This window comes from Rhizobium sp. NZLR1b, from assembly GCF_019685155.1.
Classification (GTDB): Bacteria; Pseudomonadota; Alphaproteobacteria; order Rhizobiales; family Rhizobiaceae; genus Rhizobium.
Map to the genome: position 1 here is coordinate 116,738 of NZ_JABDWC010000013.1, position 12,189 is coordinate 128,926.

At 60.7% G+C, this 12,189-nt stretch carries 11 protein-coding genes; 7 read left to right on the forward strand and 4 right to left on the reverse strand.

Annotated features, from left to right (window positions below; genetic code table 11):
• Positions 1–48: 48 nt before the first annotated feature.
• A complete protein-coding gene (locus HJB84_RS19305; protein WP_207581814.1) occupies positions 49–831 on the reverse strand; it encodes a gamma-glutamyl-gamma-aminobutyrate hydrolase family protein in 783 nt (260 codons plus the stop codon).
• Between the two features lie 290 nt (positions 832–1,121).
• Here HJB84_RS19305 and HJB84_RS19310 point away from each other — a divergent pair, with 290 nt between their 5' ends.
• Complete coding sequence (locus tag HJB84_RS19310) at positions 1,122–2,228, forward strand: TRAP transporter substrate-binding protein (protein WP_207581813.1); 1,107 nt, start codon at positions 1,122–1,124, stop codon at positions 2,226–2,228.
• 91 nt (positions 2,229–2,319) lie between these two features.
• On the opposite strand, the gene HJB84_RS19315 is transcribed toward HJB84_RS19310, so the two are convergent.
• Complete coding sequence (locus HJB84_RS19315; protein ID WP_221116620.1) at positions 2,320–3,807, reverse strand: TRAP transporter large permease subunit; 1,488 nt, start codon at positions 3,805–3,807, stop codon at positions 2,320–2,322.
• Between the two features lie 21 nt (positions 3,808–3,828).
• On the reverse strand, positions 3,829–4,368 hold the full coding sequence (locus tag HJB84_RS19320; protein WP_221116621.1) for a TRAP transporter small permease subunit: 540 nt from the start codon (positions 4,366–4,368) through the stop codon (positions 3,829–3,831).
• A 327-nt stretch (positions 4,369–4,695) separates the two neighbouring features.
• Between HJB84_RS19320 and HJB84_RS19325 the strand changes: the two genes are divergently transcribed.
• The 6 genes from HJB84_RS19325 (at position 4,696) to HJB84_RS19350 (ending at position 11,621) form a co-directional block, all read left to right on the forward strand.
• Positions 4,696–6,999, forward strand: a complete 2,304-nt coding sequence (locus HJB84_RS19325; RefSeq protein WP_207581810.1) for a bifunctional diguanylate cyclase/phosphodiesterase — start codon at positions 4,696–4,698, stop codon at positions 6,997–6,999.
• Between the two features lie 143 nt (positions 7,000–7,142).
• Positions 7,143–7,895, forward strand: a complete 753-nt coding sequence (locus HJB84_RS19330; RefSeq protein ID WP_207581809.1) for an N-acyl amino acid synthase FeeM domain-containing protein — start codon at positions 7,143–7,145, stop codon at positions 7,893–7,895.
• Positions 7,896–8,236: 341 nt separating this feature from the next.
• A complete protein-coding gene (locus HJB84_RS19335) occupies positions 8,237–8,461 on the forward strand; it encodes an aa3-type cytochrome c oxidase subunit IV (RefSeq protein ID WP_007631760.1) in 225 nt (74 codons plus the stop codon).
• 208 nt (positions 8,462–8,669) lie between these two features.
• Positions 8,670–9,818, forward strand: coding sequence for a Re/Si-specific NAD(P)(+) transhydrogenase subunit alpha (locus tag HJB84_RS19340; protein ID WP_221116622.1), 1,149 nt, complete (start codon positions 8,670–8,672; stop codon positions 9,816–9,818).
• Entirely contained in the window at positions 9,818–10,216 is a 399-nt protein-coding gene (locus HJB84_RS19345) for a proton-translocating transhydrogenase family protein (protein WP_007631757.1), read from the forward strand. Before HJB84_RS19340 ends, HJB84_RS19345 begins: the two co-directional genes overlap by 1 nt.
• Positions 10,217–10,223: 7 nt before the next feature.
• Entirely contained in the window at positions 10,224–11,621 is a 1,398-nt protein-coding gene (locus HJB84_RS19350; RefSeq protein ID WP_207581807.1) for an NAD(P)(+) transhydrogenase (Re/Si-specific) subunit beta, read from the forward strand.
• A 39-nt stretch (positions 11,622–11,660) separates the two neighbouring features.
• On the opposite strand, the gene HJB84_RS19355 is transcribed toward HJB84_RS19350, so the two are convergent.
• Entirely contained in the window at positions 11,661–12,143 is a 483-nt protein-coding gene (locus HJB84_RS19355; protein WP_221116623.1) for a DUF992 domain-containing protein, read from the reverse strand.
• Positions 12,144–12,189 lie beyond the last annotated feature (46 nt).

The window sequence follows — 12,189 nt, forward strand, 5'->3', positions numbered from 1 at the left end:
GTTGCTGCTCAACGCTCGGCGGGCTGATAGCGCGCCGGCGCCGCACCGTCAGGCGGTCGCCTTCGCGGGGATGAGCGGGAGCTTGGCGGCGGCGGCGTAGGCGCGGACGGCGTCGCCGAAAGCGGCAAACAGCTTGTTCGAAGGCCTGTCGGTTTCGGCCCAGTATTCCGGATGCCATTGCACTCCAACGGCAAAGGCCTTGGCGTCGATGACGGAAACGGCCTCCACCGTGCCGTCCTCGGCGCTTGCCTCCACCTGCAGCCGCGGTGCGGTTCTGGCGATTGCCTGTCGGTGCAACGAATTCACGCGGACCTCGCCCGGGCCGAGAATGCCTGCGATGCAGGAGCCTTCCTTGACGTAGACGCTCTGGCGAATGGCGTACATGCCGTCGCGGTCGACGCCTTCCGGCCGGCGGTGGTCTGAGATGCCCGGCTGCTCCTGGATCTCGCTTGCCAGCGAGCCGCCGAGCGCGACATTAAGCTCCTGGATGCCACGGCAGATGGCGAGCAGCGGAATGGCGCGGTCGATGGCGCGGCGGATGAGCGGCAGGCTGGTGGCGTCGCGGGCGAGGTCGAAGGGACCGTCCCTATCGCTGGCATCGGCACCGTAGAGCGAAGGATGCACGTTGCTGGCCGAGCCGGAAACCAAGAGGCCATCGACACGGTCGAGGATCGCGTCGGTATCGTAGCCCTCCTCGAAGGCGGGGATGATGAAGGCCATAACGCCGGCCGCAGTCAATGCGGCACTGAGGTACTGATGTTGTACGGCGTGCCAGGTCGCGCCGTCGAAGCTGCGGATATCTGCAGGAATAGCAACGATTGGTTTCGTCATATCAGCCCCGATAAAATCTTTCTGCACATCGTTTTGCCGCCAGAACGGCGGTCAAGTCAACGCTTGGCTGTGTCAGGTGACCAAAATGCGGCGGAAGCGCTGCCGCGGCTCCGGGTTCGCTGCTAAGCCGCTGATTTTGATGGATGCGTGCCCGTTGTCCTATTGCCGTCTTGATGCCAAAGGCTAACAGACTAACGCTTGAATCGCGGCTCTCGCCATGCTTAGCTTCCCCTCGCTGCGGATAGGGGTGAAGATTGCCCGCGCAGTGCCATCTATACGGGAGGTTTTTGATGGATCGTCGTTCGTTTTTCAAGAAGGCGGGAACCGCCGGTGCCGGCGCGGTGGCCGCAACGGCATTGGCCGCGCCTGCGATCGCGCAGGAGAATCCGAAGATTGCGTGGCGCATGACGTCGTCGTTTCCGAAGAGCTTGGATACGATCTATGGCGGCGCCGAGGATATCGCCAAACATGTCGCCGCGGCGACAGACGGCAATTTCACGATCCAGCCTTTTGCTGCCGGTGAAATCGTGCCCGGCCTGCAGGCCGTCGATGCGGTTGCCGCCGGTACGGTCGAGGCTGCCCATACGACCTCCTATTATTTCGTCGGCAAGGACCCGACCTATGCCATCGGAACGGCCATTCCGTTTGGCCTGAACAGCCGCCTGACCAATGCCTGGTATTACGAGGGCAACGGCAATAAGCTGATGAATGAATTTTATGCCACACAGGGTATGTATGCGCTGCCGGCCGGCAATACCGGTGCGCAAATGGGCGGCTGGTTCCGCAAGGAAATCAATACGCTAGATGATCTCAAGGGCGTCAAGATGCGCATCGCCGGCCTTGCCGGCCGCGTCATGGAGAAGGTCGGCGTCATCCCGCAGCAAATTGCCGGCGGCGACATCTATCCGGCGCTGGAAAAAGGCACGATCGATGCGGCGGAATTCGTCGGTCCCTATGACGATCTGAAGCTCGGCTTCCACAAGGTGGCGAAGTATTATTATTATCCCGGCTGGTGGGAGGGCGGCCCGACGGTGCATGGATTCTTCAATCTCGAAAAATGGAGCAATCTGCCGAAGCATTATCAGGCGGCGCTGACCGATGCCTGCGCTTTCGCCAACACCAACATGCTGGCGAAATACGACACGAAGAACCCGACCGCGCTGAAGCAGCTCGTTGCCGAAGGCGCGACGCTGCGCCCGTTCAGCCAGGAAATCATGGAAGCCTGCTTTCAGGCGGCAATTGGCATCTACAGCGAAATCTCGGGCACCAACCAGTATTTCAAGAAGATCTACGACGACCAGACCGCCTTCAAACGCGACGCCTATCTCTGGATGCAGCTTTCGGAATACACTTTCGATACGTTCATGATGATCCAGCAGCGGGCCGGAAAGCTCTGAGAGCTTCCATCGGCGCATTACACGAACGCATACCAAAACCCCGGATCACGCTTGGTCCGGGGTTTTGTTTTGGCTCTGTTACTTGGTGGGGTTATTTGGCGGGTAGAGGCGGTGCTTGCGGCAGGCCGAGTGGCGGCAGGGTCAGGCCGGGGATCTGCGGCGAGCCATTGCCGCCGCCCAGCGGCGGCAGGCCGAGCTGGCCGCCGAAGCCCGGGACTTCGATCTTGATCGAGTTCGGGTCGACCTTCGGACCGTGATCCAGCCAATAGGTTACCGATTGCGGCCAGAAGATCACGATCGCCACCAGGATCAGCTGCATGCCGACCCAGGGAAGGGCGCCGATATAGATATCGGAGGTCTTGACGTCCTTGCCGGCGATCGAGCGCAGGTAGAAGAGCGCGAAGCCGAACGGCGGATGCATGAAGCTCGTCTGCATGTTGACGCAGATCAGCACGCCGAACCAGATCAGATCGATGCCGAGACTGGAGGCGACGGGGGCGAGCATCGGGATGACGATGAAGGCGATCTCGAAGAAATCGAGGAAGAAGGCGAGCACGAAGATGAAGATGTTGACGAAGATCAGAAAACCGACCGGGCCGCCGGGAATGCCCGACAGCATATGCTCGATCCAGCGCGAGCCGTCCATGCCCTGAAACACCAGGCTGAAACAGGTGGAGCCGATCAGGATCATCACCACCATGGATGTGATGTGCGTGGTCGACGCCATCGCCTCGCGGATCAGCGGCCAGGTGAGGCGGCGATGCAAGGCGGCGAGCGCCATGGCGCCGACGACGCCAAGCGCGCCTGCTTCCGTCGGTGTCGCAAGGCCCATGAAGATCGTGCCGAGCACCAGGAAGATCAGCACGATCGAGGGCACCATGCCCATCAGCACCTTGATGAGCAGTGCCCAGTTGAAATCGCCGCGCACCTCTTTCGGCAGCGGCGGCATCGATTTCGGCCGGATGATCGACATCACCAGGATGAAGAGCACGAAGATCGTCACCTGCAGGATCGAAGGGCCGATCGCGCCCAGATACATATCGCCGACCGACCTGCCGAGCTGATCGGCAAGAACGACGAGCACGAGCGAGGGCGGGATGACCTGGGTGATCGTGCCCGAGGCGGCGATGACGCCGGTGGCAAGGCGTGGGTTGTAGCCGTAGCGCAGCATGATCGGCAGCGAGATCACCCCCATGGTGATGACGGAGGCGGCCACCGTGCCGGTGATTGCGCCGAGCACCGCGCCAACGAGGATGACGGCATAGGCGAGGCCGCCGGGTATGCCACCGAAGAGTTTGCCAGTGCCTTCGAGCAGGTCTTCGGCCAGCCCGCAGCGCTCCAGCACCGCACCCATGAAAGTGAAGAAGGGGATGGCGAGCAGGAGGTCGTTGGAAAGGATGCCGAAGAAGCGCAGCGGCAGCGCCTGCAGAAAGACTTCGCCAAAATGGCCGGTGACGATGCCGATGATGCCGAACAACAGGCCGACGGCGGCAAGCGAAAAAGCGACCGGGAAGCCGTAGAGCATGAAGATGACCATGCCCAGGAACATCGCCGGCGGGATGATACCGAAATCAAACAAATGTGTTTCTCCCAGCCCGCGTTACTGCAGCGGCTTTTCGTAGGTCATGTCGATACTGATATGGCCGGTAATGGCTGCGATCCGCTTGATCAGTTCGGAAACGCCCTGAAGGGAAAGCAGCGCGAAACCGGCGACGAGCACCAGCTTGACGGGCCAGCGGATCAGCCCGCCGGCATTGCCCGAGATTTCTCCCTGTTGGTAAGAAAGCGCAAAGAAGGGCCAGCAGACCCAGGTGAGGAAGACGCAGACGGGGATGAGGAAGAGGATCAGGCCGACGATGTCGATCCAGATCTTCGCCTTGTCGGAAACCGAACCATAGATCAGATCGACGCGGACATGCTCGTTGTTGCGCAGCGCATGCGAGGCGCCGAGCATGACGACGAAGGCGAAGAGATACCATTGAATCTCAAGCCAGCCGTTCGAACTGTAGTTCAAGGCATAACGGACGATGGCGTTTCCGGCGCTGATCAGACAGCAGAGCAGCACCATATATTCGGAAATTTTGCCCATGACGCGGCTGACCCGGTCGATCAGCCGACTGGCGGCCAGGAATACCGACATTCGCCTCCCCTTGTTCTTGTCCTGCCGGTTTTCCAGCAGTTTTCCCTCTTGCAATCGATGTAGACCACGGCCTTTGAAATTGGAAGGATAAATGCCTGGCGTTGGAGTATAGTCTTAGATGCGCCGGTTGGCCGATATGACCGCCGAATATTTCAACAACCCAGGCGTGGACGAATATTTCAATAATCTCGCCATAAGGCTGCAATAACGCGCGTAGGCTGTGCTGTTCATCCTGTGGTTTTAGAAAATTTGACCAAATGTTTGATTCCATTGAAATCAATTTTTAAAGGGTTGGGCTTAGAATTCCCGCGCACAGGGAAAGTGTGGATGAAGCCAGATAACCCGAACAGGGTCCCTTTAGATGTCTATCTGTCGTTTGTGAGTTCCCTGTCCGGGAACCGCATGACGCTTTTTGTTGGCGTGATCGTGCATATTGCTACGTGCCTTGCCGTGGCCGCCAAAACGCAATCCTCCGTCTATATTCCGCTGTCGGTTGCCTTTCTTCTGGTTTTCAGCGTTCGCATGGCCATCTTCCGACGGTTCGATCGTGTCGACAAGGAGAGCTTGTCGCATGCCGGAATCGAGCGCTGGGAGCGGATTCTGGTCGCCAGTGGGGCTTGCACCACCGCCCTGCTTGGCTTTGCCAGCGGCTACGCCATCTTCGTCGTGCACGATTCCTTTGCCGAACTTGCCTGCATTTCCGTCACCATGGCGACCATGGTTTCCGTCGTCGGCCGCAACTACGGCTCACGCTTCGCAGTCGATCTCCAGACGTTCTTCTGCTGCCTGCCGATGATCGTCTGCAGCCTGCTGGCTATGGATTTATATCGCGGCCTGCTGTCGATCTTCCTCATTCCCTTCTGGCTGACGACGCGAGCCATGGCGAACGGTGTGCGCGAGTTCCTTTATGAGAATGTCATCGCGCGCCGGGAAATCACCATCATCGCCGACCGCTTCGATACAGCGCTCAACAACATGCCGCATGGCCTGGTCATGGTCGATGCCGAAAACCGTATCCAGGTCGTCAATCGCAAGGCCTGCGAGCTTCTGAAGATAGGCGCGCCGGAGCGGCTGAAGGACCGCGACCTCGGCGCCGTCCTGCGTTACGGCGCGCGCTACAGTTTCATGGACGCCTCGCAGCCGGAGCTCATCCTGCGCCAGCTCACCCAGGTCGCCGAAGGCAACCTGTCGCGCACCCTCATTCATTTTCCCGAGGGCCTGTCTCTGGAATTCTCTGCCAGCCGAAGGGCTGACGGCGGCGCCGTACTGATCTTCGAGGACGTTTCGAGCCGCGTGAAGGCGGAGCAGAAGATCATGCACATGGTCCGCTTCGATGCGCTGACCGGCCTGCCGAACCGGGAATATTTCGGGCAGCTGGTGCAGGACTATCTCGCCAAACATCAAAGGAAGTCCGGGCCGCTCGGCTTCATGGTTCTCGATATCGACGAATTCAAACATGTCAACGACATGCGCGGCCATATCACCGGCGATCATCTGCTCTGCGCTATCGCCGCACGCGTCAAGCAGGCCTCCGGCAACGCCATTCTCGGCCGGCTGATGGGCGACCAGTTCATCCTGTTCTTCCCGCACGCGAAGGACCCGGCCTTGCTCGACGTCGAGATCCGCCGCGTGCACGCCGCGATCCAGGGTCATTACGAGGTCGATGAGCTGACCTTCCTCGTCTCGCTCAGCGCCGGCTACGCGATCCTCGAAAGTACCGCGTTCGCGATGGACGAATGGAGCGTCAAGGCGGATCTTGCCCTGTTCGAAAGCAAGTCGCGCTTCAAGGGCGGCATATCAGGCTTCGAGCGGGAGATGGATGGCCGCTATATCGAGCAGCAGAAGCTGAAGGCGGATCTGCGCGATGCGGTTTCGGCGCAGGCGCTGCATCTCGTCTTCCAGCCGATGTTCCGGGCCGATGGTTCGCGGATCGAATGCGCCGAGGCGTTGGCGCGCTGGGTGCATCCGGAGAAGGGCTTGATCCCGCCCGATGTCTTCATCCGGCTCGCCGAGGATATGGGCATCATCTCGGACATCACCCGCTTCGTCCTGTTCAAGGCATGCAGCGAATGCATGAACTGGCCGGACCATATTGCCGTCTCGGTCAACCTTTCGGCGCGGGACCTCAGGGATGCCGACATTCTCCAGGTCGTCGCCGATGCGCTTGCCCATTCCGGCCTCGATTCGGCGCGGCTGCATCTCGAGGTCACCGAAAGCTGCCTGATCGACGAGCCGGCGGCGGTGCGCGCCATTCTGGCGGAGCTCAGGGCCCGCGGCATCACCATCGCGATCGACGATTTCGGGACTGGCTTCTCCAGCCTCAGCTATCTCGACACGCTGCCGCTTGATATCGTCAAGATCGACCGCTCCTTCGTCCGCAACATCGTCGAGGATAACCGCCGCCACAAGCTCCTGCGCGGTACGGTCCATCTCGCCCGCGAACTGGGGCTGAAGATCGTCATCGAGGGCGTCGAGACCGAAGAGCAGCTCGCTCTGCTCAACAAGCACCGCAGCACCGATCTCGTGCAGGGCTATGTTTTCTCTCAGCCGGTGCCTTCCCAGAATATCCCGCTATTGCAGCAGGGCATCGGCCGCCGCCCCGTTCAGCGTCGGCGCAACAAGGTCGCCTGAGCGCTCTGCTACGGCCGCTTTTCCGCTGACAATCCTCCGCGCCGTTAACCTTAATACTTTATAAACGGCCCGAATTATCGGATTTTCTTGCCTAAATCTCGCCGGCATATGATTAATGATCCGTTAACGAGCGGATCGAGAAAATGTCAGAGACACTGTTCAAGCGTAGCGATTTCAGCGCGAAAATTTTGGAAGTTTTGGATCATGTCGAGTATCGCCGCGTCGAAAGCAGCGAAGACATGGAGCAGGTAGAACGCCTGCGCTACAAGGCCTACAAGGCCCACGACGCGCTGTCGCTTGCCCCGGGAGGCCTATTGGACGATGTCGATTTCGACAGCCATGCCTATATCTTCGGCCTGTATTATTATGGGGAATTGGTCAGCACCATCCGGGTTCATTATGTGACACCCGAGCACCGTATCAGTCGGTCCGGAGAGGCCTTTCCCGAGGCGATGGATGAGCTTTTGGACGCCGGGCTGACCTTGATCGACCCCGCGCGTTTCGCGGCCGATCCCGAGCTCACCGCCGATCTGCCCTGGGTTCCCTATCTGACGCTGCGGCCGACCATCGTTGCGGCAGCGTATTTCAGGGCGGACCGCGTTCTTCAGTCCGTCCGGCCCCCACATGCCGCCTTCTATAAGCGGGTTTTCTATGCCGATACCATTGTGCCGGGCCGACTGGCGGAGAGTTACGGGGTTGACGTGACGTTGATGGCGACGAATGTGATCGAGGTCGGGCGCAAGCTGTTGACGCGCTACCCCTTCTTCATCTCCAGCGCCAGCGAGCAACGCATGATGTTTTCGCGCAATCCCAACGACACATTGCCGCCGCTCACCATCATTCCGACGGCGCGCTTCGTGCCGCAAGGCGAACTCGGCACCGACCTGCCGCTCTGATTTCTTCCTCTCTCACCGGGCTAGCATCTGAGTGAGAACAATGAGGGGCGGCAACAATTATCCGCAGTCGTCGCCCCTCATGCTTTTGCCGCCTGGAAATAGCTGGTTTTGACGCCTAAAGCGCGTCGTATCAAATTTGATTCATGCGACGCGCTTTAAGCCTTTGTTTTATGCATGTCGTTGTCCCGGAACCGCTACACACTTCCCGGCGACATGCATTAGCTGCGGCGTTCTCATGCATTGCGCTTTCGCCTGTCATTGTGTAATTCCTGCAGGCAGGGACTTCCCTCGCGGGGCGGGGGAATCAGGCAGCGCAGAGGCATTTCAGGGAGACGATATTTATGGCCGAACATCATACCGGACCGGTCGAGACCGGCGCGCCGATGGATTACAAGGAACATGAAAACACCTACGACATGTTCATTGCTGCCGCGAAATACGGCTCGATGCTTCTCATCTGCCTCCTGCTTGCGATGACCGCCGGTTTCTTCGGCGGCGCCGGCCTCCTTGGCGGCCTCTTCGTCTTCATCATTCTTCTCGCCATCGGCATCTTCCTGTTCCGCTGATCGCGGCAAGGGGAGGAGGGGCTTCTCCGAAGCTTTGTGACTAAAGCGCGTCGCGATCTTTCAGATCCGCTCCACGCGCTTCAGGTCGTTATTTTTGCGCATGTCGTTATCGCAACGCGCCGTACAGTTTTGCGCGACGACATGCTTTAGGTGCTTGGCCCGCGCAGGAAAGCCTGCGGCGGTCCGGCTGACCCGGAGGAGGGGGCAGTTGGGCAATATCGTTTTCGTTGCAAGGGAAATTGCGGGCGAGGAGACGCGTGTCGCGGCCTCCGCCGAGACCGTGAAAAAAATGAAGAGTTTCGGCTTCGACGTTGTCGTCGAAGCCGGTGCCGGTGCGGCTTCGCGCATTCCGGACGGAGAGTTCGAGGCAGCTGGCGCAAGGATCGGCAGTTTTGCCGATGCTGCCTCGGCCGACGTCGTGCTGAAGGTGCGCCGCCCGAGCGAACACGAAATCGCAGGCTATAAAAGCGGCGCCGTGGTCATCGCCATCATGGATCCCTATGGCAATGACGAAGCCATCGCAGCTCTGGCAAGTGCCGGACTTTCGGCCTTCGCGATGGAGCTGATGCCGCGCATTACCCGCGCCCAGTCCATGGACGTGCTTTCATCCCAGGCCAATCTCGCCGGCTACCAGGCGGTCATCGAGGCGGCGGCGGTCTATGACCGCGCCATGCCGATGATGATGACGGCTGCCGGCACCGTGCCGGCCGCCAAGGTCTTCGTCATGGGCGCCGGCGTTGCGGGTCTTCAGGCGATTGCGACGGCGCGGCGCCTCGGCGCGGTGGTCTCAGCCACCGACGTCCGCCCGGCCGCCAAGGAGCAGGTTGCCTCGCTCGGCGCCAAGTTCATCGCTGTCGAGGACGAGGAGTTCAAGGCGGCGGAGACGGCCGGCGGCTATGCCAAGGAAATGTCCGCCGACTATCAGGCGAAGCAGGCCGCACTCGTGGCCGAACATATCGCCAAGCAGGATATCGTCATTACTACCGCGTTGATCCCGGGTCGCGCGGCGCCGCGGCTGGTTTCGCGCGCCATGCTCGCAGCAATGAAACCGGGCGCGATCGCCGTCGACCTCGCAGTCGAGCGCGGCGGCAATATCGAGGGCGTCGTTGCCGGCGAGATTGCCGATGTCGACGGCGTCAGGGTGATCGGTTTCGCCAACATGCCGGGCCGCGTTGCGGCCAGCGCCTCGGCGCTCTACGCCAAGAACCTCGTGACCTTCCTCGAGACCATGGTCAACAAGGAAAGCAGGAGCGTCGTCGTCAACCTCGACGACGAACTCGTCAAGGCGACGATGCTGACCTATGCCGGCGACGTGGTTCATCCCGCATTCGGCGGCGCGAAGAAGGGAGATCTCTGATGGCCAGTGAAGCAATGGACAGAGCGCTGGAGCAGCTCGACCAGGCGGTGACTGCCGTCGTCACGGCAGCCGCCCACGCACCGGAAGCGGCAAGTGCTGCGACCGGCGGGGCAATCGATCCGTTCGTCTTTCAGCTGGCGATCTTCGTCTTGTCGATCTTTGTCGGTTACTACGTTGTGTGGTCGGTGACGCCGGCGCTGCATACGCCGCTGATGGCCGTCACCAATGCGATCTCCTCCGTCATCGTCGTCGGCGCGCTTCTGGCGGTCGGCATCTCCACAAGCGGACTTGCGACCGGCTTCGGCTTCGTCGCCCTCGTGCTCGTCTCGGTAAACATCTTCGGCGGCTTCCTCGTGACGCAGCGGATGCTCTCGATGTACCGCAAGAAGGACCGGTGAGGATCTGATGACCAATATCGCAGCTTTCCTCTATCTCGTCTCCGGCGTTCTCTTCATCCTGGCGTTGCGCGGCTTGTCGCATCCGGCCACCAGCCGTAAGGGCAATCTCTACGGCATGATCGGCATGGCGATCGCCATCCTGACGACGCTGGTGCTGGCCACGCCGAATTTCGGCGGCTTCGTGCTGATCGTCCTTGGACTTGCCATCGGCGGCAGCGTCGGCGCCTATATCGCCCGCACCATCGCCATGACCTCGATGCCGCAGCTCGTCGCCGGCTTCCATTCGCTGGTCGGTCTGGCCGCCGTGCTGGTCGCGGCTTCGGCGCTCTATACCCCTGCCTCCTTCGGTATCGGCGAGATCGGCTACATCCACACCGAAGCGCGGGTCGAAATGGCGCTCGGCGTGGCGATCGGGGCGCTGACCTTCACCGGTTCGATCATCGCCTTCCTGAAGCTCGACGGACGCATGTCCGGCAAGCCGATCCTGTTGCCCTACCGGCATGTGATCAATGCGAGCCTGCTCGTGCTGATCGTGCTCTTCATCATCGGGCTTGCCGCCACCGAGAGCCATTTCGACTTCTGGGCCGTGGTGGCGCTGTCGCTGGCGCTCGGCGTTCTGCTGATCGTGCCGATCGGCGGCGCCGATATGCCCGTCGTCGTTTCGATGCTCAATTCCTATTCGGGGTGGGCTGCGGCTGGCATCGGCTTCACGCTGGGCAATCTGGCGCTGATCATCACCGGCGCGCTCGTCGGTTCCTCCGGGGCGATCCTCTCCTACATCATGTGCAAGGGCATGAACCGCTCCTTCGTCTCGGTCATCCTCGGCGGTTTCGGCGGTGAGATGGCATCGGGCGGGCCCGACACATCGGACAAGACGGTCAAGCTCGGCTCGGCCGAGGATGCCGCCTATCTGATGGCGAATGCATCGAAGGTCATCATCGTGCCGGGCTATGGCATGGCGGTCGCCCAGGCCCAGCATGCGCTACGAGAACTCGCCGACAATCTCAAGAAGAACGGCGTCGAGGTGAAATATGCGATCCACCCGGTCGCGGGCCGCATGCCCGGTCATATGAACGTGCTGCTTGCCGAAGCGAATGTTCCCTATGATGAAGTCTTCGAGCTCGAGGACATCAACTCGGAATTCGCCCAGGCTGACGTCGCCTACGTCATCGGCGCCAACGACGTCACCAATCCGGCGGCGCGCGACGACAAGACCTCGCCGATCTACGGCATGCCGATCCTCGACGTCGACCGGGCAAAGACCTGCCTGTTCGTCAAGCGCTCGCTCGGTTCAGGCTATGCCGGCATCGACAATACGCTGTTCTACAAGGACGGGACGATGATGCTGCTCGGTGACGCGAAGAAGATGACCGAGGATATCAACAAGGCGATCGCGCATGGATGACGCAGATACAGCCGCTCAGCTCGAACGCGGCCGCTTCGCTCAGGTTTCACCCGGCACCAACGTCATCTTCTCGACGCCGATGGCGAGGTTCAGTCCTTCCTGGGCCTGAACATTCAGTGGCTGCAGCATGAAAGCCTTGTTGGTGCCGCCGGCGATCACCTTGGCGCCGCCGCCAGCTCCGATGCTCGCATCGGCGCCGACCCCGTAATATTCGCCGGCCAGCGCGAATTGCGGCATATCCGTGCCGGTCTTTGCCAGTACCTGCCAGATCATCACGGTCTTGCCGGTCTGGCCGAGATCGATGCCGAATTTCTCGATCTTGCCTGCGTAGACCGCCTTGGCGCCGCCTGATGCCGGGGTATAGGTGCAGATGAGGTTCTTCTGCGAGGTGACGATCAGACCTTGACCGCCATCCGATCCACAGATCAAACGGCCAAGCGCGACATAATTTTCCGCGCCCGCCGGGCTTGCCCAGGCAGCGGCCGCCAGAGCCACCGCTGTGATCATCGTTTGTTTGAACATGGTCTTTCTCCTTGGGAATGACCTGTTCGAAACGGGTAGAGGTGGC